We start from the raw sequence: 21564 nt of genomic DNA on the forward strand, positions 1-21564 counted from the left end.
CAGGTTTCTTTGTGCTAGATTAATAGATGTTCGATTCTAAATAAAAAAACTTGGGGGAAAATCAACATGAAACGTAAAGGGTTTGTCGCGTTATCGCTAGCATTAACGCTAGCGATCGCACCAGGGTTTTCAAGTAACCACACAGAAACAACAACTGTAGACGCTTCAGGAAATCAAGTAACGATCGAATCACTTCCAAAGGCAAAGAATAAAGGCAAAGAAGATTTCGACCAAGCTGCATTAGTAGAAAATGATTCAGTTGCTGAGATCGTTAACGAACAAGGCAAGAAAATCGGTGAAAAGAAGATAGAAAAGAACACTACAAAGAAACAATCGAAAGAAGATAAAAAAGCAATGAAGAACGAAGCGAAAGAAGAGAAGAAAGCAGAGAAGAACAAATCGAAAGAAGGAGAGCTTATCTGCTTGTTCTGTGGAGGATCTGGCGGTGGATCTGACGATGGTGGAGACAACGGATCAGGGGATGAAGCAACTCGTGTCGTAACTGTTATTGTTGCAGCTGACGAAGAATACCGTGCAGCACACAGTGACTGGCAAACACTCACTCAAAACATCATCGAAAACGCAGACAACGGCTTTACTCGTGACCACGATATCGATTTCCAGGTGAAGACGTTTGCTCAGTGGAGCTCACAAGGAAGAAATGCATCTGAGATTCTTCAAGACTTAGATCGAGATTGGAATGGAAACGGTGAAGATTTCTTAGTAGGTTTCACGCGTGATTCGAACTTCAACTCTGGCGGTATCGCTTATGTGTATTCAAACGATCCTTATCAGAGTGCCGTTTCAGTCAACCTTGACCAAGGTGCAGAAAACACTTGGCATGCAGCTCAGCATGAGTTCTCTCATAACTACGGCCTTGGACATGACCCTCAAGGGAGCGGCATCAAGTGCATCATGAACTATGATTATTCTTATAGCGTCGACTACTGGCACCAAGAACATGATGATCAAATTGAAGCTAACAAAGGTTGGTATGGTAAGTAAGTCGATAAACGATTAGCGAAAACGCCCGGTTAATTCCGGGCGTTTTTTTATATGTGATGGAAGAGGATATCGACGGGGATTATGTTAAACTTGGGTTATCAGAATTTTCCAAGTTTTGATTGGGTGATTCAGTGGTTGCTAAAGTAGAGAGGTGACAGAAATCACAAAGAATCGTTTTGATTATTATGTTGAAAGAGTAGGACAAGGAGAACCGATTATTTTTCTCCCTGCGGGCGGTTTTTCAGGCAATGAAGGTTTAAATATAGCAGAACATTTGAAAGAAGAGTATGAAACTCACTTAATCGATCTACCGGGTCTTGGGAAAAGCAGTGGTATTGAAGGTAAAGTAACATCATTGCAATTAGCAGACTGGATAAATCGGTATATGGAACAACAAAATATTGAAAAAGCGAACTTTATTGGACATTCATTAGGTGGAGCTGTCCTTTTATCCTTTGCAGTTCACTACCCTCATAAAGTAAATAAACTAATTTTGCTAGACCAAGGACACAAACCTTTCCCAAGAGTTCCTACATCAGAGTTTGGTCTATTTGCATATGCTTTCCCTTTATTGAATGTTGGGGTCAAGCTTTTTGGAGAATCATTCCTAAGTAAATTAGCACCACTTTTCACTCAAGAAAATGAACAAGAGGTCAATGAGATTCCCTTTGACGATAACGTGACGCGATTTTGTGAGCATGTACATATAAAAGAAAATCACTATGTACGTACTGCTCTGAAACATCAAAGTGATTTTTCGGTTCAAGGACTTAAACTAATGTTTGGATACTATGACCTTAATCTTCCTCGTTTATTAAAAAAGGTAGATGTACCAACTTACTTAGTCTATGGGACTTTTGAAAGTGTTAATGAAAAAGAGTATCGAAACACAAAACAGTACATACAAAAAATTAAGAAACATAATCTCCCGATAAAATATTACCCAGTCCAAGGTGGTCATTATGTACATTGGAGTGAAGATTTTTCTTTGAGTGAAGTGAAGGAATTTCTCACAGACGCTGATGGAACAAATAGAGTGCACTATGAAAAAAGTATATAGGTATTCATGTGGAACGTTTTAATAGAGAAAGGTATTGATATCATGTCTCTTTGGAAAGGGTATGCTCTTACGATGATAGAAATCATTGGCTTTTTAGTTGTTGGTTTTATACTCACCGAGTTTCCTCTCAGTAAGTTGTATGAGCGTGGAGGTATTTCCTTTGTTGGAAATGTGGGTTCAGTGTGGATCGGCTTCTCATTTATCCTTTTTTCTTTATACACGTTATTTAGAACGTATGTCCTCACCAATGAAAGTCCTTTGTTGAACGGTCGCATTACCTCTCTAACTTTTTGGTGCGTTTTTATCTGGTCAATCTACTCACTAACTTCTCCTTTTGTAAGAGGGAGTATATAATTGTCACGAGTGGGGGAGTGATAATGAATTTTTGTCCCAATTGTCATGCGAAAGTATCAAGGTGGGAGTTAGTTAAAAAAACACTCATTAAAAAGATATATCCTATTCGTTGTACTCAATGCTCTCAATCTCTCTATTTCACAGCAAAATCCTTAAGAATCACGTTTTCGCTTATCCCAATACTACCAATAGTGTTAATAATGTTGATAGTCTTTGATGTACCCGAGACAATTTCAGGACTAACTATTTTCGCGTTGCTTTTTATGCTTTTATCAACATACCCATTTCTTCTGGAACTTACGGATAAAGAGAAGAAGCTCTATTAATTACCCTTTGTTTTTAGCTCTAAATAAAAGCCGCACTACCTCTTCAACGTTGAGGTGGTACGGCTTGCTTTATCTATTATTTTATAACTTTCACTTTCACGTCTTTACGACCCCATGCCATCGCATCGTCTTGGTCTTCGATGAAAACATCGATTTTCTTGCCATTGATTGCTCCGCCTGTATCTGCAGCAATTGCACGGCCATAGCCTTCAACTTCAACGATTGAGCCCATAGGAATCACATCTGGATCCACTGCGATCACGTTCCCATCAGGGTATTTCTTCAAGTTTACGCCCATTCTCGTTACGCCTGAGCATCCATCGCAATGAGCCGTGTACGCTGTACTTTCAACTGTAAGCTCTTTTCCTGCAGCTGTTCCTTCAGAAGCAGCTTGATTCAGAGCTGATCGAGTGCTTGGACCAGCGATTCCGTCGACTTCTAGTCCTCTTGCTTCTTGGAAGCTTTTCACGGAAGCTTTCGTTCCGTCTCCATACACCCCGTCAAGACCTGAAGTGTGGTGACCTGTTTTTTCGAGTTGACTCTGAATATGTATGACTTGTTTCCCGATATCGCCATAACGAAGGACTTTAATCTTGCTATTTGTGTTAGGTCCAGCGATGCCATCTACTTTTAGATTTCGTTGCTCTTGAAATTCTTTTACGGCGTTTTTCGTGATATCACCATAGTAGCCTGTCGCTGTGTGATAAGGGAATACTCCTTTTGTAAGAAGATAGTTTTGAAGTTCTACAACATCAGAACCTCTATCTCCTTTGTTCAATGTTCTGTCGCCAAGCTCTGCTGAAGCAAGCGCGGGCAGTGCCATCATCACGAAAGCTGCAACGACGAACATACTGATCATTTTAGATTTACGAAACATATCGTTTCCTCACTTTCTGCAATTTGATTCACAGAAAGGTATTCGGCATCATTCATCAAGTAACGACAATGACGGAGGAAAACACTACATTTTAACCAGAGATCGTCCAGAATTTGGTTCTTACCTAAAAGATAGATTGACTGTTAACCATTAGAAAAGGAGAATAGTAGTAGTGCTAGCGAAAGGAGAATACCATTGAAGCCGCTTGAAAAGAAATGGATACATATTATTAATATCATACTCGGAATCATTATCGTGCCGTACTCGATCCTTGAACTGTTAGGGGTGTTACTCTTAAGGACAGATTATATATACGCATTAGTTCCAGTCGGTTTGCTTCTTATCTGGCTCGTTTTGTACATTGTTCAAGTGAAAAAGGAAAACACGCTGCTTGTGTTTGGAGCAGTTTTCTTGAATGTGTTCTATATGTTCTTTATCATTCCAAAGGTACTGTATTAGTTCTAGCCACTTCCGATGATTAAAATTATTTTCAGCGGGTAATATACAAAAGTGGCTGAAGCAGGCTAAGAAGATAAAGGAGAGGATTTCAATGAGTAAAAAAGTACTAATGGTCGTAACAAACCATACAGAAATCGATGCAGAAAATAAAACAGGCTTATGGCTTGAAGAGTTCGCAGTTCCTTACAATATCTTCAAGGAAAAAGGATATGAAATTAAGGTAACTTCAATAAAAGGCGGAAAAGTAGAGCTTGATCCAAACAGTATTCCTGAGGAATCTCATCCGGAATGGGAAGAAGCACAGCAGAAGCTAGAGATTACAACGCCTCTATCAAAAGAAGATGCGAATCAGTTTGACGCAGTCTTCCTTCCGGGTGGTCATGGTACGATGTTCGACTTCCCAGATAGCGAAACACTTCTTCACGTACTGCAAGAGCAAGCACAAAGTGACAAAGTGATCGGTGCTGTTTGCCACGGACCAGCTGGACTTGTGAACGTAACGTACAATGACGGTACGCCTATTGTACAAGGGAAGCAAGTAACAGGATTTACAGATTCTGAAGAAGAAGAAATGCAGCTAGTTGAGAAAATGCCATTCTTGCTTGAGTCAACGCTTCGTCTAAAAGGCGCAGATTTTACCTCGCAAGAAAATTGGGCAGACTTTGCTGTTCGTGACGGCAAGCTCGTTACTGGGCAAAACCCTCAATCAAGCGCTAGTGCAGCAAACAAAGTAGTTGAAGCACTAGAAGTATAAGAGTGACTGAGCGAATCCTTGTGATTCGCTCTTTTTTTTATGTTTTTGAGGTTGGATAACAGGGGAAAAGTAGAGATATCAGCGAAATGGGCGGTATATCGGCGAAGACACGCTCCGGGTACAAGAAAAGAAGGAGCTTAAGCACTCGTTGTAGAAGTGGATTTTTACTACGGGATTAAAACATGGTATAACAGGCATAGATTATAACTAGCGAAACCCTCTGAGTTTTCGTAAAGGAAGCAGTGAATATCATGACGTTTATTACCTCTCATCCGTTCATAGAAATGGTTCGCAAAATCGAACGGACAGGGCAGCACACGATTGAGGAAGAATATGAATTAGAGTTATATGAAGATAGCATTCGCTCGACATACCAGCATTATCGATTGAACGACGTGTTCGATGTGTCCTATCGATTTACGACTGGCAACTATGGGTTTCTTTATCTCCACACAAACAGAGGTGTGATTTCTTTTATGATAAAAGAAGATCCTCGCTCGTTTGTTGAAGAATATAAGAAGTTGATTTAAACATTCATAGGGGGAGGATGATGAGGGAATGGGAATAGATTCACGCGTAACGCTCTTAAACGGAGTAAAGATTCCTGAAGTTTGTGTTGGCGTATTTAAGCTACAGGGAGAGGAAGCGGTTAACGCCGTGAACGAAGCACTTAAAATCGGGTATAGGGGCATCGATACCGCATCCTATTATGGAAACGAAGAAGCGGTCGGTCGAGCGATCAAGGAATCAAACCTACCACGAGAAGAGCTGTTTGTTACTTCAAAAGTCTGGAACGATGAGCAAGGGTATAATGAGACGCTACAAGCATTCGAACGCTCGCTCGAACGACTCGGTACGGATTATCTTGATCTGTATCTTATTCATTGGCCCGTTCCTGAGTTGTATCAAGAGACGTGGCAGGCGTTAGAAAAGCTGTATCACGAGGGGAAAGTGTGCGCGATCGGAGTAAGTAACTTTGAAAGGCACCACCTTGAGGCCATTGCTAAGAGTTCGAGTGTAATGCCTGTACTCAATCAGATTGAATTCCACCCAGAACTAATACAAGAGGAACTCAGAGCCTATTGTCACGCGAAGAACATTCAAATCGCTGCGTGGTCTCCTCTAAAAAGAGGAAAGGTGTTAACCAATCCAACGATTGAAGCAATAAGCGAACGTGTTGGGAAATCTCCTGCCCAAGTCGTTCTTAAATGGTGTCTTCAACATGATGTGATCGTGAACGTGAAGTCTTCCCATCCTAAGCGGATAAAAGAAAACGCTGATCTATTCGATTTTGATTTGACTCCAGAACAGATGGAGGAAATCGATAAGTGCAATCAAGATAGCAGACTCGCACACCATCCAGATCATCAACCTTTTTATGATGAAACAGTGCCAGGAAGAAAGGGATAGACAAAGAAAAGACGCTCTCTAGGCGTCTTTTTTTTACGTCCCTCGATTCACATTCGACCAAACTTCAATCAGCGGTCCATCGCCACCAAAGATCGGATCTGTTTCAGGAAATGGGACACGTTGGATCGTTTCCAGCGCGTCTCGTTCATTTGGATCGCCCGTTTTCATGTCGTGATCTCGTCCATTTGGATAAGCGCCGACGACCTGAAAATCAGATGATGCGTTCTCTCGCTTGTGTCCAACACCGGCTGGTATGACAACCGCGTCGCCTTTCTTCACTGTTACCTTTTCTCCATCTTCACCACCAAACGTGATCGTTGCTTCTCCACTAACAACACCAAGGACTTCATGAGTGTTGCTGTGGTAATGATGGTAATCAAAAACCCCGTTCTTCCAACTGTTCGTCCAGTTATTCTTTTTGAACTGATCCGCGCAATTGTCTACGAGATCTACTAAACTTCCACGATAAAGGATAAGAGGAAGATCAGGGTTGTTTGGAATACTTCCATTATCCTTAAGGTATAGCGTTTCTACATCCACTTTATTCATCCTATATCCCTCCTTATGGTCTAGTACATATATTAAACGTTTTCACACAAGATAAAACATGTTTTGATTTGTTTATTTGCAAGGTAAAAGGGAAAAGGAGTATTGATTTCAATACTGATAGCCGCTTCCCCCTAAGAGCGCAAAACGTTCTAGTTGACTAACTTGTATATACAAGGTAAACTACGAATTGTAATTAACATGTATAGACAAGTTAAGACATAAATGAAAGCGGTTGAAAGGAGAATATATATTATGTTAAAGAAACTATTCGGTAAAAAAGAAACACCTACAGAGGAGAAGATCTTCGCTCCATTAAACGGGAAGGTTGTTGAGCTTGAAACGGTACCCGATCCAACGTTTTCTCAAAAAATGATGGGTGATGGCGTAGCGATCGAACCAACAGATGGTGAAGTTGTTTCACCAGTAAATGGAGAGATCATTCAATTCTTCCACACGAAGCATGCTGTAGGAATTAAATCTGAATCAGGACTTGAACTTCTAATTCATGTAGGACTAGAAACTGTTGGCATGGGTGGAGAAGGCTTCGAAGGACATGTGAAAGAAGGCGACAAAGTAAAAGTTGGCGATCCACTTATTTCCGTTGACCTTGATCTTGTAAAAGAAAAAGCTTCGAGCACAATCACACCTGTCATCATCACGAATCCTGATGTATTGGAAAACGTAGAGAAGAAATACACAGATGATGCATCTCGCGCTGAAGCTGAAATTATGTATACAAAAGTGAAGAAGTAATGAATCGATAACGAGCAGGTCGTTCGTAGGCGACCTGCTTCTTTTGAATAGGGGGAAGAAGCATGGCTATAGACAGGAAGTCTGTCGAGCAGATCGTGGAAGCGATTGGCGGTAAGGAAAACGTTTCAACCGCAACGCACTGTGTGACGCGACTACGACTCGTTTTACATGACGAAAGTAAAGTGGACCAAGAAGCGCTAGAACAAAATGATCTTGTTAAAGGTTCGTTCTCTGCGAATGGTCAGTTCCAAGTTGTTATCGGACAAGGTACAGTTGATAAAGTGTATAAAATCTTCGCTGAATTGACTGAAATTGAGAGCGCATCCAAACAGGATGTTAAGAACGCTGCCGCCGAGAAGCAAAACATGTTGCAGCGTGCAGTGAAGACGCTAGCTGATATTTTCATACCTATTTTACCTGCGATCGTAACAGCAGGTTTGTTGCTTGGTATCAATAACATTCTAACTGCTCCAGATATCTTCTTTAGTGACCCACTCGTAGAGGTTTATCCTCAGTGGGCAGATCTTGCGAGCATCATCAACTTAATCGCGAATACCGCCTTTGTCTTTTTACCTGGACTGATCGGTTGGTCAGCAGCGAAACAGTTTGGCGGAAGTCCGTTACTAGGTATTGTCCTCGGTCTTATCTTAGTCCATCCGGATCTTCTTAACGCATGGACATATGGTCAAGCAGATGAAATTCCAACATGGAACTTGTTTGGTCTTGAGATTGAAAAAATCGGATATCAAGGACAGGTCTTGCCAGTTCTTGTATCCGCGTATATATTAGCGAAAATCGAAACATTCTTAAATAAACGCGTGCATGATTCGATACAAATGCTTGTTGTTGCACCAGTGGCCCTACTTGTAACAGGCTTTTTAGCTTTCACATTCATCGGCCCCGTTACGTTTTGGATTGCAAACCTATTGACAGATGGATTTATTGGTTTGTTTGATGCAGTTCCAGCGATCGGTGGACTTGTATACGGCGCACTTTATGCGCCACTCGTTATTACGGGTATGCACCATACCTTCTTAGCAGTCGATCTTCAATTGATCGGAAGCACTGGAAGCACGTTCTTATGGCCGATGCTAGCCCTTTCAAATATCGCACAAGGTGCAGCAGCACTTGCGATGATGAAGGTGACGAAGCAAGAGAAAACGAAAGGTCTTGCAGGAACGTCAGCAGTATCTGCTTTCCTTGGTGTAACGGAGCCTGCATTGTTTGGTGTAAACCTTCGTTATCGTTTCCCATTCTTCGCTGCAATCATCGGTTCTGCGATCGCTGGCCTTGTCATCACCGTTCTCGGTGTTGAAGCACAATCGATCGGTGTTGGAGGCGTACCTGGATTCTTATCGATCTTCAAAGAATATTGGGGAGCTTTCTTCCTTGGAATGGCTATTGTTTTAGTAGTGCCTTTCCTTCTTACACTTGTGTACGGGAAGGTAAGAAAAGTAGAAAATTAATAGGAACGTACGATATCACCTGGAATGTCTACCGGTTCATCTGACAACTCCGGTGATATCGTTTTTTGCTATCAGTAGATTGAAAAAGAGTTAAGGAGTTGAATAGCGTGCAACCATGGTGGAAAAAATCAGTTGTGTATCAGATCTATCCAAAAAGTTTTAACGATACAACAGGAAATGGTACAGGCGATATTAACGGGATAATCGAGAAGTTGGACTACTTAAAGAAGCTTGGTATCGATGTGGTGTGGTTAACGCCGATTTACGATTCACCGCAAAATGATAATGGCTATGATATTAGTGATTATTTCAGCATTTATGAAGAGTATGGCACGATGGAGGATTTCGATCGTTTGCTTGAAGAAGCGCATGCTCGTGATATCAAGATCATTATGGATATCGTCGTTAACCACACCTCAACGGAGCATCAGTGGTTCATCGAATCACGAAAATCAAAAGATAATCCATACCGCGATTATTACATTTGGAAAGATCCAGTAGATGGTGCAGAACCAACAAACTGGCAGTCTAAGTTCGGTGGGTCCGCATGGCAGTTTGACCGTGAAACGGGTCAATACTACCTTCATTTATTCGACGTGACACAAGCTGATTTGAATTGGGAGAACGAGAAAGTACGCGATGATGTCTATGACATGATGACATTCTGGTTTGAAAAAGGTGTCGATGGATTCCGTCTCGATGTCATCAACCTCATCTCGAAAGATCAGAGCTTCCCGAACGACGATGGGTCGGTTGCGCCTGGAGATGGACGTAAGTTTTATACAGATGGACCTCGTGCTCATGAGTTCATGAACGAGATGAATCGTGAAGTGTTTATGAAGTATAATCCGATGACGGTAGGGGAGATGTCATCAACAACGATTGATGATTGCATTAAGTATTCAAATCCTGAGCGTAATGAGCTCAGCATGACGTTTAACTTTCACCACTTGAAAGTAGACTACCCGAACGGTGAAAAGTGGACGGTCGCTGATTTCGACTTTCTTAAGCTGAAAGACATCCTTTCAACATGGCAGAAGGAAATGCATGAAGGTGGAGGGTGGAACGCACTATTCTGGTGTAACCACGATCAACCTCGAATCGTATCTCGCTATGGGAACGATGGTGATTACAGAAGAGAGTCAGCGAAGATGTTAGCGACAACGATGCATATGATGCAGGGAACACCGTACATTTACCAAGGGGAAGAAATCGGGATGACGAATCCAAAGTTCGACGATATTTCTTCGTACCGTGATGTTGAGTCGCTAAATATCTATTCGATCTTAAAAGAAAAAGGGCATAGTGAAGAAGAGATTCTTGAAATCTTACGCCATAAATCGAGAGACAATTCCAGAACGCCTGTACAGTGGGATTCGGATGCAGAAGCTGGGTTCACAACGGGTGAACCATGGATTCCAGTAGCCAAGAACTACGAGGAGATCAATGTAGAAGATACGCTTCAAGAGAAGGATTCTGTGTTCGAACATTATCAAAAGCTCATCGATCTTAGGAAGAACCTTGATATCGTAACAGAAGGAAGCTATGAGCTCTTATTAGCTGAAGATCCTTCTATCTTTGCTTATGTACGAGAAGTTGAGGGAGAAAAGTTACTCGTGATCAACAACTTTTACGAACGTGAAACAGAATTTCGCCTTCCTTCACACGTCTCAATAGCTGGGTTCAGACAAGAACTACTTCTTTCTAATTACCCAGAGACTCCTCACAATGAAATCGATGGAATGAAGCTGAAGCCATTCGAATCTGTAGTCTATCATTTTAAGCAATCTTAATAAGGTGATGGTGACATGAGACAAACGAAATACGCACAGATTTACCAAGAGCTATCCGAAAAAATTCAAGACGGTACGTATAAACCAAACAGCAAACTACCATCTGAGAATGAACTCTCAGAAACGTATGGCACATCGCGCGAAACGATACGAAAGGCACTGAACCTTCTGTCTCAAAATGGGTTGATTCAAAAGATAAAAGCAAGAGGATCTGTTGTAATCGACGTGAACAGGTATGAGTTTCCCGTCTCAGGACTAGTGAGCTTCAAAGAAGTATCGCAGCAAATGAGCAAAACAGCTCGCACGATCGTTCACTATCTTGAGAAAGAAAAGCCTACTGATTGGGTACGAGAACAGCTTGGTCTTGGTGCAGATGATAAGGTTTGGCACGTTGTCAGAGCGAGAGAAATCGATGGAGAGCGGATTATTTTAGATCGTGACTATTTTCCTGTTCAATACGTGCCGGAGTTAACAAAAGAGACGTGTGAGAACTCGATTTACGATTATTTGGAGAATGATCTTGGACTCTCGATCAGCTATGCCAAAAAAGAAATCGTGGTCGAGGAGGCCCATGAAGATGACAGTCGTTTTCTGGATTTGAAGGATTATGACCACGTCGTCGTCGTGCGGAACTATGTCTACTTGAGTGATACATCACTTATTGAATATACGGAATCACGACATCGCTTAGATAAATTTCGATTCGTCGATTTTGCAAGAAGAGAGAAGTAATATTCTCTGCAGCATACTTATCGTATGCTGCTTTTTTTTATAGGAAAAAAGGTTTTTCCTTACGTGAAGTAGAAATTGTAGGGTGCGAAAGGAGAGGGAGAACATGACAAAGTCAACTACAGAACAAGTGAAGCTAGTCCGTACTCAAGGATTTCATCTTGAGGCGCTCAGAGGATTCACCCTTTCTGACACCCAATTGAAGTATACCTCTCTACCTATGCCAGCATTTGAGCTGTCCATGAAGGATCCAGAACGGCATCCGGTCGTTGTTTTATCAGAAGAGAAGGTTGTTGGTTTTTTCGTTTTACATAGCGGAAAGGGTGCGGAGGAGTACACATCAAACAAGAACGCTATGCTGTTAAGAGCGTTCAGTATCGATCAGAAAGAGCAAGGGAATGGATATGGCAAAGAAGCCATGTCACTTGTGAAAGAGTATGTGAAAACCAATTTTCCAGACATCGATGAAGTGGTTCTAGGCGTTAATGAAGAAAATGTTGCGGCGCGTAAGATCTACCTCGAACATGGTTATGTCGACCTTGATAAAAAGAAAGAAGGTAGATCTGGAACGATGTCTATTCTCCATTTATTTGTATAAAACAAACCCAACCATCTGGTTGGGTTTGTGCTTCTATGAGGACTTCTTTTGAGTTTGTTCCATTTCTGTTAAATAAGCTGCAAATTCTTCCTTCGTTGTGCCGGAATTCATTGCTTCCTGCACAAGAGGCATCCAGTCTTCTGGTAAGTTATGATCTTTCTTCACAAATCTAACCCCCTGTTTAGTAGATCTGTTCTCTTTATCGAATATAATCATAGTTTATCGATAGCTTGAACGTAAATCAATAAAAATTTAAGGAAAATGTAGAAAATTAGCACAAATTAATAGAAAGTGAGATGAGAATAGTGGACCTGTCAACTATTTTATCTAAGGTTCAAAAAGAGAAACGTATTGTAATTGGAATCGATGGATTGAGTCGGTCTGGAAAAACCACTCTTGTTAAAAAAATGCGTCAAGGGGCTCCTTGTAGTGACCGAGAGATCGTTGTCATTCATCTCGATGACTATATCGAAGTAAGAAAGGCTCGCTACAATACCGGGCATGAGGAATGGGTTGAGTACTATCGTTATCAGTGGGACGTTCCCTATTTACGAGATCAGCTGTTTAAAAAGGTGAAAGTCGCTTCCGAACTGAAACTTAAGCGATATGACGAACAAAGTGATTCTCATTTTCTAGAAGAATGTCCATTACCTGATGCTGCGATCATTTTAATAGAAGGTGTTTTCTTACAGCGGATTGAGTGGCGCGATTATTTCGATTATATGATCTATCTTGAATGCCCAAGAGGGACGAGGTTCTTAAGAGAAAGCGAGGAAACACAGAAGAAGCTTGCCAAGTTTAATGAGCGATACTGGAAAGCAGAAGACTATTACTTGGAGCAAGTAGCCCCTAAAGAGAATGCTGACCTCGTTCTAAACAGTCCATATAATGGAACAAGCCCCTCCTAAGTAGAGGGGCTCTTTCAAGGGACTTGCTTGTGGTACGGCCGGCCATCTGACAGCATCTTCATTGTAATGAAAGATAATGACCGACTGTATAAAAAAGTGTTGTCATAAATCAGGATTACAATACATAAAAAAAGCAAAATAATTTCTCTATTTTTCGTCTAACCAACTGGTGCCTATATTTCAATAATGTAAAAACATTGATGAAAATCAGTGTTTAAAACCACTTTCGATTCGATGTATGATAGAAGAGAGGGGAGAGATATGATGCAGCTCGCAACTATTTTAATCGTAATATTTATTGTACTTATTTTAATCGGTACCCTTATGGTAGCAGGAAAGAGTGATTCTGCTTATGACAAGAAAGCAAAAAATACGACGATAACGATTTCTTTAATTTACCTGGTTGTTAGTATTTTAGCTGTAGCGGGTATAGCGATATATGTTTACGTGACTTAGGGGCGGCAAAAGCTGCTCTCTTTATTTTGAAGCGACGAAGAGCATCTCAGCAGCTAAGTATCCGAAACGAAGTCCGAAGAAGAGCAATACGAGACTTGCTACAACGCTGATCCCTTTTAGCATTCTTGGTTTCATTAGCGTTTTGCCAAAGTGAACGGTCAACGACATATTCAAGTTCCAAAGCCCGATCCCAACAAACACGAGCGTAGACAATAAGAAGGCTTCCCATTTGTCAGGGCGCTGTAAGGACTGACTTAACACAGATCCATAAATACCGAGCCAAAACAAAAGGTTCATCGGGTTGAATGCTGCAATCATGAAGCCTGTTGCATAGGAATGAAAGAGTCCGGACTTATCTTTGTCATTCGCCTCGTCTATACTGACTGAGGAGAGGCACCCTTGAATACCTGACAAAGTGAGAATTACACATCCAAGAACTAATAAAGAAAGTTGTACATACGATATTTTCACGAAAGCAGCGATTCCGAAATACATGAGACACATTAAGATGAGGTCCGCACTCATCCCACCCCCACCAACGAGGAGGGAAGACCAGAACCCTTTATGAATTCCTTGTTTCATGATTTCGACATTGATAGGACCGACTGGTGCTGCAATCGATAAACCAAGAATGATATGACCTATCACAGTTTCTAGCATCAATAGCATTCTCCTTTTTTGCTTGTCTCTCTTTAAATACATGTCCGAACTTGCAAAAATAGAAGCAATGCACATAAAAAATATCGTTTGAAAGCGGTTATGATTTTGTGGACGGCCGAGATAATTGTATAATGAAGGGTACTACTACGATGAGAATTGAAGTGATAGCGAGATGAACCAAAACTCAATGTTTTCGAAGAGCGAAATAAAAGAACGGTTTCCAGTGAGTTTCTATCAGAGAGGGCTCACATATTACCAGGACGGACGCGTTCATGTTCTAAATTATAATTCTGAGAAAAAATCTTATACTGCACACGTACAAGGAACAAGTGATTATGAAGTCGTTATCGAACTATTGAGCGATAACTGGTTTGGATCTTGTGAGTGTGAAGCATTCGATACGTATGGAACATGTAAGCATATCGCGGCTGTTCTCATTGCGATCAGTGACTCTCAACCACACTACCAAGAGCCTAAGAAAGAAAAGAAGAGCACTGCTCCAGTTGCAACGAAGAGTTACGTCGAGACAGATCAGTTAATTCAAGCATTGAGCGATTATGATGTGGATTTATCTGATATACCTTCAGCAAAAAAAGATCGGTTACAGGTAGAGTTTACGATTAAAGCAACAGCTTACCCGTCGCTTAGAAGATCACAAGGGGACGCACCTTGGACGATCGAGATGAAGGTAGGCGTGGATCGTTTATACATTGTAAAAGATATTCGCACATTCCTAGATGCTGTTCAGTCTGAGGAATCGCTATATTTTACAAAGAAATTTAGCTATGAGCCTCATGAGCAAGAGTTTGATGAAGACGATCTACCATTACTGCAGTTACTGTTAGCTGTAAGGCGTAATGAGCTAGTTTATTTAAGTATCCCAGATAATTGGGGGAGGTTTACAGACAACAGAGAGTTGATCTTGCCGCCTTTAACCGCAAACGAGTTTCTCGAGGAATTGTATGCACAGAACCGCACAGTTCGGTTTGATTTTAATCGTTATCTTTACGAAAACATCCCGCTACAAAAAGATAAACACCCGTTCGAGTTTGAAGTTGATCAAGTGGACTCGGACTACGTACTTCATCTAAATGGCTTTGAAGAAGCGGCTTTCTTCAGCACGTACGGTTGGGTTTTTCACAATGAGACGTTATACAAAGTGACTAAGAAACAGCAGAAGTTGCTGAAAGAGCTAGCTCAGTTTCGAACTTCGGCACCAGGAAGCACCGTTTCCATCTCAGGTGACCAAATCGAACCGTTTCTTTCACAAGTTGTTCCAAGGTTGAAGAAACTCGGGGACATTACGATTTCAGAAGACATTACTGAGAAAATCGAAAACCCAGAACTTCGTGCGAAGGTTTACGTGAATGCAGAAGGAGAACGCCTGCTCGTTAACGTTACGTATAATTATGGTGACGATCAAATCGATCCGTTCGACAGCTCTTCTCGACTAGAAAATGAAGAAGGAGGCATCATCCTTCGTGATAGTGAGAAAGAGCAGCAAATCATGGGGCTTATTGAACAAGCGTCGCTTAAATATAACGGGCGCGAACTGTATGTTGATGATGAAGCATTGATCTTTGATTTTCTATATTGGACGCTCCCACGTCTTGATGAACTAGCAGAAGTATTTTTAACAGATTCAGCAAAGAGCTGGTTATTGGATGAAGGGTCCATGCCTGTCACATCAGTCGATGTAGATGGATCAGGAACTTGGCTCGATGTTAGTTTTGATATGAAGGGAATCGACGAAGGCGAGATTTCAAACGTACTGAAAGCGATGATCGAAAAGAGAAGGTATTATCGCCTTGAGAACGGCTCATTCGTTTCGATTGAAGATGAAGAGTTTCAACACGTTGGAAAGCTTTTGGATGAATTGAACATTAAAGAAAATGAGGTCGACCGTGGCGATATAAAGCTTCCACTTTACCGAGGCTTACAGATTGATGAAACGATGGGGACAGGGAAGCGTAGCTCGCGTTATGGGAAGGCATTTCGAGAACTTTTATCAAGACTTAAACATCCTGAAGATCTTCAGTTTGATTTACCTGAAGAGTTAGATGCAGAACTGCGTTCGTACCAATTGACCGGTTTTCAATGGTTAAAGGCACTCGGTTACTATCAACTCGGAGGTATTCTAGCTGACGATATGGGTTTAGGTAAGACGTTGCAAAGTATCGCTTACCTTCTGTCTGAAAAGAAAGAGAACCCAGATGCGACAGCACTCGTCGTTGCGCCTGCTTCGTTGATTTATAACTGGAAGAAAGAATTTGAGAAATTCGCACCTAGTATGAAAGTTGCAGTTAATGCAGGGGCGCCGCCTGAACGAAGAGAACTTTTGGCTCAGTCAGCACCTGACGTGTGGATTACTTCTTATCCAACATTGCGACAAGATATTTCTCATTATGAAGCGATGCAGTTTGATTCGGTCTTTCTAGATGAAGCGCAGGCAATCAAGAACCCAGCAACGAAGACGTCTCAAGCTGTGAGGCATCTACGTGCTAAAAAGCGATTTGCGCTCAGTGGGACACCGATTGAAAATTCTCTAGATGAGCTTTGGGCACTGTTTCATTCAATCATGCCAGGCTTCTTCCCAGATTTGGGTGCTTTTAAGAAGCTGCCTCATGAACAAGTATCAAGAATGGTGCGCCCATTTATCTTGAGACGTGTGAAGCAGGATGTGTTAAAAGAACTTCCTGATAAGATCGAAACGGTTCAAGTATCTGAGTTAACAAAACAACAAAAAGAACTCTACATCGGCTACCTCCATCGCATTCAGCAGGAAACGAAAGAGAGCATTGCGGGTGAAGGGTTCCAGCGTAATCGGATGAAAATACTCGCAGGACTGACACGGCTCAGACAGTTATGCTGTCATCCTTCTTTGTTCCTAGAAAACTACGATGGGTACTCTGGCAAGCTTGAGCAGTTGATGGACATTGTTGCGACTTCAATACAAAACAAGCAGCGAATTCTTATCTTCTCGCAGTTTGCGAGTATGCTTCGTATCATTCAGGATAATTTAAAGAGCGCAGGACACGATGTGTTTTATTTAGATGGTCAAACGCCTTCCAAAGATCGTGTCGAAATGACAGAGCGATTTAACGAAGGAGAAAAAGAAATCTTCCTTATTTCGTTAAAGGCTGGAGGTACTGGTTTGAATTTAACCGGCGCTGACACGGTTATCTTATATGACCTATGGTGGAATCCAGCGGTTGAAGAACAGGCTGCCGGTAGAGCTCACCGTATCGGGCAGAAAAAAGTTGTGCAAGTGTTAAGGTTGATTACTCAAGGAACGATCGAAGAGAAGATATATGAACTTCAGCAAAAGAAAAAAGAGCTGATCGAAAAAGTCATCCAACCGGGTGAAACGATGATCTCGAGCCTTTCTGAGGACGAAATCAAAGAGATATTAAGTATCTAATGCATAAGCCTTCCTGTATGATGGGGGGGCTTTTTCTCTTTTGTATGGTATACCTCTCATCAAAGAACAAATAATAGCAGTGAGTGTAAGGGGTGGTTTTAGGATGGAGTGCGAACTGTGCGGACGAAGTGGTGTAACATGTACGGTTCATCATTTAACACCTAAAGAAGAAGGAGGGACGTTTGAACCAACTGCTAACTTGTGTGTAGCATGCCATAAGCAAATTCATGCGTTATACAGTAATCAAGAGTTAGCGATAAGGCTAAATACAGTAAGAAAGTTAAAAGAAGACGAAAAAATACGAAGGTTTCTAAAGTGGATAAAAAAACAGCCACCAACAAAGAGAGTAAAAGTGTCGAAATCAAACGAAAAAAACAGAAAAAAATAGTCGCGCTATAACGCCCATTTTATTAGGGTTTTTAAGGAAGAGATGGAGTTTAGAATATTATTAACTTAAAATTCGGTGTTTCGACCTATTTTCTAGTGGTATAGATAGATAGAGGTAAAAACGTACTACATTCTGTCCTTTAACTCATCGTGATGTTAAAACAGAAAATTAAATGAAGTTGAGGTGACGACAGTGACAGGAAAAGTTTCATCAGTGTTTTGGAGCACAGTGGTTATCAGTTTAATCATGGTAGTATGGGGCTCGATTTCTCCTGACAGTCTTCAGTCCATATCAGCCACTGCCCAAACGTTTATCTCGAATAAGTTTGGTTGGTATTACCTTATTCTTGTAACGCTCCTTGTCCTATTTTGTGTATTTATTATCTTTACGCCTTACGGCAAAATTAAGCTGGGTAAACCGGATGAGAAACCAGAGTTTACAACGTTAAGCTGGTTTGCGATGTTGTTTAGTGCCGGTATGGGAATCGGTCTTGTATTCTGGGGAGCGGCAGAGCCGATTTATCATTATGCAGTGAATGCTCCTACAGCAGAAACGGGAACCCCAGCAGCAGTTAAGGAATCGATGCAGTATGTATATTTCCACTGGGGAGTACATGCATGGGCAATTTATGCAATAGTAGCTCTTGTGCTTGCTTACTTTAAATTTAGACATGATCGTCCTGGACTGATCAGTGCAACTCTTTACCCAATCTTTGGTGAACGAGTGAACGGTCTACTAGGTAAAGTAATCGATACTTTAGCAGTCTTTGCAACGATTGTTGGTGTAGCAACAACACTTGGTTTTGGCGCTGTCCAAATTAACGGCGGACTTTCATACTTAACAGGAATTCCTAACAATTTTACCTCTCAATTAATCATTATTGCCGTCGTAACAGTGCTATTTATGATTTCAGCATGGACAGGCATTAGTAAAGGGATCAAATACTTAAGTAATGCAAATATCGGTCTAGCAGGATTCTTGTTCCTGGCAATGTTTATTTTAGGACCGACGATTTATATTTTGAACATGTTTACAGATACGATTGGTTCTTACTTAACCAACTTACTAGCGATGAGTTTCCGAATCGCACCACTTAATCCAGAGAACCGTGAGTGGATCAATAACTGGACGATATTTTATTGGGCATGGTGGATTTCTTGGTCACCATTCGTAGGAATCTTTATCGCACGTGTTTCTCGCGGAAGATCGATTCGCGAATTTCTTGTTGGTGTTCTACTCGTACCTTCAATTGTCGGATTCTTATGGTTCTCAGCATTTGGTGTATCAGCGATCAATCTACAACAAAACGGTACAGCTGATATTGCTTCACTTGCAACTGAAGAAGCCTTATTTGGAACGTTGCAGAATTATCCATTAGGTATCGTTCTCTCGATCGTAGCGATTACATTGATCGGAACATTCTTCGTAACGTCAGCCGATTCAGCTACGTTCGTATTAGGAATGCAGACAACGTATGGGTCATTAAATCCAGGTACTAGCGTCAAGCTTACATGGGGAGTCACGCAGTCAGCCATGGCAGCAGTACTTCTTTATACTGGTGGACTTCAGGCGTTGCAAAACGTACTCATACTCGCTGCGTTGCCGTTCTCAATCATTATGATTCTGATGACAGTCTCATTCTATAAAGCGATAACGAAAGAGAAACATCTCGTTGCGAAAAATCCTAAACCAAAGAAGGATAAAAAGCGTGATGGTAAAGCTCCAGAAGAGCCATCTCCAGCAAAACCATAATTCATTCACTAAGCAATGAGGCGATATCCGCCTCATTGTTTTTGTGTATAAGGAATACGAATTGTTACATTGAAATGACAGAATATGAGGAAAAAGGTTTGAACTATCGCAAATATGTGAATGGTGTATTATTCGTACTTTCTAAGGCAGGTGAATAGAATGCTTGCAAAATGGTTTTATGAAGCGAAACATACCGTAGTGCTAACTGGAGCTGGAATGAGTACTGAAAGTGGTCTAGCAGATTTTAGGTCAGCATTAGATGGCATGTGGAATGAGTACGATCCTTTGTTATTTGCCAGTAGGGATGCAATGACATATGAACGGGACATGTTTGTCCGTTTTTATAAAAACCGCATTGAGAAATTACAAGAAGCAACACCACATGAAGGCTACTATTATTTATCAGAATGGGAGAAGAGTGGCCACATTAGCTGTGTGTTAACTCAAAACGTTGACGGATTGCATAAACGAGCGGGGAGTAAGAACGTCGCTGAAATGCATGGAACGCTAAGTGAAGTGTATTGTGATGATTGCGGAGAATCATCCGGAAACGACCATTTCATGAACGATGATGTGCTCTGTTCATGCGGCGGCTTCAAACGTCCTGGCGTCGTACTGTTTGGTGAACCGTTACCTATGAACGCGATTCATATGGCGAAGCAAGAGACGAAAAAAGCTGATCTTTTTATCGTGTTAGGTTCTTCCTTAAGCGTATCGCCAGCGAATCTCTTCCCTGTAGAAGCGAAACGCCACGGTGCAAAAGTGGTCATCATAAATGATGAAGAAACGAAATATGATTCGATCGCAGACCTTGTGATCAACCGTAGGATCGGTGACGTTTTAGAGGAACTAGCCCAGGAAAAAAACAGATAGATGGAAAATACCGATGAACGTTCATCGGTATTTTTTTGTGAGTATTTCCTCTATTTTTCCTTCATATTAAGTAGTAAGATGACGTTAGGAAGAATCTACCGAAAGGAGCGCTGTGTATGACGAATTTAAATCGAATCACTGTGTTTTGTGGCTCAAGTGAGAATGTCGACAGGCTCTATTTTGAGGCTGTTGAAAAGCTAGGAAAACAATTAGCACTTAAAGGGATAGAAGTTGTCTACGGCGGTGGAAACGTTGGACTCATGGGAGCATTAGCTCGAACAGTTTTAAAGCATGGGGGTAAGGTGACAGGAATCATCCCGAGAAAGATATACGATAATGTTGCTCATGTTGAACTATCAGAACTCATCATTGTTGAAACGATGCATGAGCGTAAAGCCAAAATGTACGACCATGGCGATGCCTTTCTAGCACTTCCTGGTGGAATCGGAACACTTGAAGAGCTAACAGAAATCTACACGTGGTATCAGCTTGAATACCACAACAAACCAATCGCGTTATTGAATACAAAGAATTATTATGCGCCATATCATAACATGCTTAATCACATGGTGAGTGAAGGTTTCCTCGCTCGTCAATATATGGAGCCACTCCTCTCTCATGAGGATCCTATACAGTTACTTGAGATGATCGAAAACCATCGCGTACCAAAGATGAATAAATGGAACCAAGATGACCTGACAGATCGAATCTAGGATAACGTTTGTACGTGACTTCTTGTTGTCAGACAATCTCAGGCTGGCTATAGAGAAACGATGATTTATTTACTTCTAGGAGTTTGTATTAAATCCATAAGAAACGTCTTGACCAATTCTTATGGACGTTACCTTCTTTAGAGACCATGTTTTTAGATGAGGTTAGAGTAGTGAAGAGTAAATCCACACAATGGCGTTGATTGGAGCGGAGGGAGGGTCGACTCCTGCGGGATGTGCGGGACAGGTGAGACCCCACAGGC

At 41.4% G+C, this 21564-nt stretch carries 23 protein-coding genes; 19 read left to right on the forward strand and 4 right to left on the reverse strand.

The genetic code is table 11. The features are described 5' to 3' along the window. The first annotated feature begins 66 nt into the window (after positions 1–66). The 3 genes from LCM09_RS10010 (at position 67) to LCM09_RS20975 (ending at position 2745) form a co-directional block, all read left to right on the forward strand. Positions 67–1005: a zinc-dependent metalloprotease gene (locus tag LCM09_RS10010; RefSeq protein WP_224881133.1), complete on the forward strand. Its 939-nt coding sequence runs from the start codon at positions 67–69 to the stop codon at positions 1003–1005. A 151-nt stretch (positions 1006–1156) separates the two neighbouring features. Further along, positions 1157–2065, forward strand: a complete 909-nt coding sequence (locus LCM09_RS10015; RefSeq protein WP_224881135.1) for an alpha/beta hydrolase — start codon at positions 1157–1159, stop codon at positions 2063–2065. Positions 2066–2442: 377 nt separating this feature from the next. Beyond that, on the forward strand, positions 2443–2745 hold the full coding sequence (locus LCM09_RS20975; RefSeq protein ID WP_224881136.1) for a TIGR04104 family putative zinc finger protein: 303 nt from the start codon (positions 2443–2445) through the stop codon (positions 2743–2745). A 76-nt stretch (positions 2746–2821) separates the two neighbouring features. On the opposite strand, the gene LCM09_RS10025 is transcribed toward LCM09_RS20975, so the two are convergent. After that, entirely contained in the window at positions 2822–3622 is an 801-nt protein-coding gene (locus LCM09_RS10025) for a peptidoglycan-binding protein (protein ID WP_224881138.1), read from the reverse strand. A 195-nt stretch (positions 3623–3817) separates the two neighbouring features. Between LCM09_RS10025 and LCM09_RS10030 the strand changes: the two genes are divergently transcribed. From LCM09_RS10030 to LCM09_RS10045, 4 genes are all read left to right on the forward strand, one after another. Further along, positions 3818–4081, forward strand: a complete 264-nt coding sequence (locus tag LCM09_RS10030) for a hypothetical protein (protein WP_224881140.1) — start codon at positions 3818–3820, stop codon at positions 4079–4081. 91 nt (positions 4082–4172) lie between these two features. Then, the gene (locus tag LCM09_RS10035) at positions 4173–4835 is read left to right on the forward strand and encodes a type 1 glutamine amidotransferase domain-containing protein (protein ID WP_224881142.1); all 663 of its coding nucleotides are present in this window, start codon (positions 4173–4175) and stop codon (positions 4833–4835) included. A gap of 251 nt (positions 4836–5086) precedes the next feature. Further along, positions 5087–5365, forward strand: a complete 279-nt coding sequence (locus LCM09_RS10040) for a hypothetical protein (protein WP_224881144.1) — start codon at positions 5087–5089, stop codon at positions 5363–5365. Positions 5366–5393: 28 nt separating this feature from the next. Further along, a complete protein-coding gene (locus LCM09_RS10045; protein WP_224881146.1) occupies positions 5394–6245 on the forward strand; it encodes an aldo/keto reductase in 852 nt (283 codons plus the stop codon). 33 nt (positions 6246–6278) lie between these two features. Here LCM09_RS10045 and LCM09_RS10050 read toward each other — a convergent pair whose 3' ends face one another. After that, positions 6279–6794, reverse strand: coding sequence for a cupin domain-containing protein (locus LCM09_RS10050; RefSeq protein WP_224881148.1), 516 nt, complete (start codon positions 6792–6794; stop codon positions 6279–6281). 252 nt (positions 6795–7046) lie between these two features. Here LCM09_RS10050 and LCM09_RS10055 point away from each other — a divergent pair, with 252 nt between their 5' ends. The 5 genes from LCM09_RS10055 to LCM09_RS10075 all read left to right on the forward strand — a co-directional run bounded on the left by LCM09_RS10055 (position 7047) and on the right by LCM09_RS10075 (position 12133). Then, the gene (locus LCM09_RS10055; RefSeq protein WP_224881150.1) at positions 7047–7547 is read left to right on the forward strand and encodes a PTS sugar transporter subunit IIA; all 501 of its coding nucleotides are present in this window, start codon (positions 7047–7049) and stop codon (positions 7545–7547) included. Between the two features lie 62 nt (positions 7548–7609). Next, entirely contained in the window at positions 7610–9013 is a 1404-nt protein-coding gene (treP, locus tag LCM09_RS10060) for a PTS system trehalose-specific EIIBC component (RefSeq protein WP_224881152.1), read from the forward strand. A gap of 98 nt (positions 9014–9111) precedes the next feature. Continuing rightward, positions 9112–10806, forward strand: a complete 1695-nt coding sequence (treC, locus tag LCM09_RS10065; protein ID WP_263622905.1) for an alpha,alpha-phosphotrehalase — start codon at positions 9112–9114, stop codon at positions 10804–10806. Positions 10807–10821: 15 nt separating this feature from the next. Next, positions 10822–11538, forward strand: coding sequence for a trehalose operon repressor (gene treR, locus LCM09_RS10070; RefSeq protein ID WP_224881156.1), 717 nt, complete (start codon positions 10822–10824; stop codon positions 11536–11538). 103 nt (positions 11539–11641) lie between these two features. Further along, complete coding sequence (locus LCM09_RS10075) at positions 11642–12133, forward strand: GNAT family N-acetyltransferase (protein ID WP_224881158.1); 492 nt, start codon at positions 11642–11644, stop codon at positions 12131–12133. 33 nt (positions 12134–12166) lie between these two features. Here LCM09_RS10075 and LCM09_RS10080 read toward each other — a convergent pair whose 3' ends face one another. Beyond that, positions 12167–12298 carry an anti-repressor SinI family protein gene (locus LCM09_RS10080; protein WP_224881160.1) on the reverse strand — a complete coding sequence of 44 codons (132 nt, stop codon included), beginning with the start codon at positions 12296–12298 and terminating at the stop codon, positions 12167–12169. A gap of 140 nt (positions 12299–12438) precedes the next feature. On the opposite strand from LCM09_RS10080, the gene LCM09_RS10085 reads away from it, so the two are divergent. Together LCM09_RS10085 and LCM09_RS10090 are read left to right on the forward strand one after the other, a co-directional pair. Further along, positions 12439–13041, forward strand: coding sequence for a kinase (locus tag LCM09_RS10085; RefSeq protein ID WP_404800808.1), 603 nt, complete (start codon positions 12439–12441; stop codon positions 13039–13041). A 210-nt stretch (positions 13042–13251) separates the two neighbouring features. Next, on the forward strand, positions 13252–13497 hold the full coding sequence (locus LCM09_RS10090; protein WP_224881164.1) for a hypothetical protein: 246 nt from the start codon (positions 13252–13254) through the stop codon (positions 13495–13497). Between the two features lie 21 nt (positions 13498–13518). Here the strand turns inward: LCM09_RS10090 and LCM09_RS10095 are convergent, their stop codons facing one another. After that, positions 13519–14157, reverse strand: a complete 639-nt coding sequence (locus tag LCM09_RS10095; protein WP_224881183.1) for a LysE family translocator — start codon at positions 14155–14157, stop codon at positions 13519–13521. A 172-nt stretch (positions 14158–14329) separates the two neighbouring features. Here LCM09_RS10095 and LCM09_RS10100 point away from each other — a divergent pair, with 172 nt between their 5' ends. The 5 genes from LCM09_RS10100 to LCM09_RS10120 all read left to right on the forward strand — a co-directional run bounded on the left by LCM09_RS10100 (position 14330) and on the right by LCM09_RS10120 (position 21304). Then, positions 14330–17578: a DEAD/DEAH box helicase gene (locus LCM09_RS10100; RefSeq protein ID WP_224881185.1), complete on the forward strand. Its 3249-nt coding sequence runs from the start codon at positions 14330–14332 to the stop codon at positions 17576–17578. A gap of 103 nt (positions 17579–17681) precedes the next feature. Continuing rightward, positions 17682–17966, forward strand: a complete 285-nt coding sequence (hlpB, locus tag LCM09_RS10105) for an HNH nuclease-like protein HlpB (RefSeq protein ID WP_224881187.1) — start codon at positions 17682–17684, stop codon at positions 17964–17966. 192 nt (positions 17967–18158) lie between these two features. Next, positions 18159–19718: a glycine betaine uptake BCCT transporter gene (locus LCM09_RS10110; RefSeq protein WP_224881189.1), complete on the forward strand. Its 1560-nt coding sequence runs from the start codon at positions 18159–18161 to the stop codon at positions 19716–19718. Positions 19719–19877: 159 nt separating this feature from the next. Further along, a complete protein-coding gene (locus LCM09_RS10115; RefSeq protein WP_224881191.1) occupies positions 19878–20591 on the forward strand; it encodes an NAD-dependent deacylase in 714 nt (237 codons plus the stop codon). Positions 20592–20707: 116 nt separating this feature from the next. Continuing rightward, the gene (locus tag LCM09_RS10120) at positions 20708–21304 is read left to right on the forward strand and encodes an LOG family protein (RefSeq protein WP_224881193.1); all 597 of its coding nucleotides are present in this window, start codon (positions 20708–20710) and stop codon (positions 21302–21304) included. Positions 21305–21564 lie beyond the last annotated feature (260 nt).

Source organism: Guptibacillus algicola, assembly GCF_020171805.1.
GTDB lineage: Bacteria > Bacillota > Bacilli > Bacillales > Guptibacillaceae > Guptibacillus > Guptibacillus algicola.

Bases quoted from the DNA above. Each gene is read 5' to 3' on its own strand.
- LCM09_RS10115 (WP_224881191.1), top strand. From the start codon at position 19,878: ATGCTTGCAAAATGGTTTTATGAAGCGAAACATACCGTAGTGCTAACT.
- LCM09_RS10040 (WP_224881144.1), top strand. From the start codon at position 5,087: ATGACGTTTATTACCTCTCATCCGTTCATAGAAATGGTTCGCAAAATC.
- treR (WP_224881156.1), top strand. From the start codon at position 10,822: ATGAGACAAACGAAATACGCACAGATTTACCAAGAGCTATCCGAAAAA.
- LCM09_RS10050 (WP_224881148.1), bottom strand. From the start codon at position 6,794: ATGAATAAAGTGGATGTAGAAACGCTATACCTTAAGGATAATGGAAGT.
- LCM09_RS10025 (WP_224881138.1), bottom strand. From the start codon at position 3,622: ATGTTTCGTAAATCTAAAATGATCAGTATGTTCGTCGTTGCAGCTTTC.
- LCM09_RS10095 (WP_224881183.1), bottom strand. From the start codon at position 14,157: ATGCTAGAAACTGTGATAGGTCATATCATTCTTGGTTTATCGATTGCA.
- LCM09_RS10055 (WP_224881150.1), top strand. From the start codon at position 7,047: ATGTTAAAGAAACTATTCGGTAAAAAAGAAACACCTACAGAGGAGAAG.
- LCM09_RS10035 (WP_224881142.1), top strand. From the start codon at position 4,173: ATGAGTAAAAAAGTACTAATGGTCGTAACAAACCATACAGAAATCGAT.
- LCM09_RS20975 (WP_224881136.1), top strand. From the start codon at position 2,443: ATGAATTTTTGTCCCAATTGTCATGCGAAAGTATCAAGGTGGGAGTTA.
- LCM09_RS10075 (WP_224881158.1), top strand. From the start codon at position 11,642: ATGACAAAGTCAACTACAGAACAAGTGAAGCTAGTCCGTACTCAAGGA.
- LCM09_RS10045 (WP_224881146.1), top strand. From the start codon at position 5,394: ATGGGAATAGATTCACGCGTAACGCTCTTAAACGGAGTAAAGATTCCT.
- treP (WP_224881152.1), top strand. From the start codon at position 7,610: ATGGCTATAGACAGGAAGTCTGTCGAGCAGATCGTGGAAGCGATTGGC.
- LCM09_RS10010 (WP_224881133.1), top strand. From the start codon at position 67: ATGAAACGTAAAGGGTTTGTCGCGTTATCGCTAGCATTAACGCTAGCG.
- LCM09_RS10100 (WP_224881185.1), top strand. From the start codon at position 14,330: ATGAACCAAAACTCAATGTTTTCGAAGAGCGAAATAAAAGAACGGTTT.
- hlpB (WP_224881187.1), top strand. From the start codon at position 17,682: ATGGAGTGCGAACTGTGCGGACGAAGTGGTGTAACATGTACGGTTCAT.
- LCM09_RS10120 (WP_224881193.1), top strand. From the start codon at position 20,708: ATGACGAATTTAAATCGAATCACTGTGTTTTGTGGCTCAAGTGAGAAT.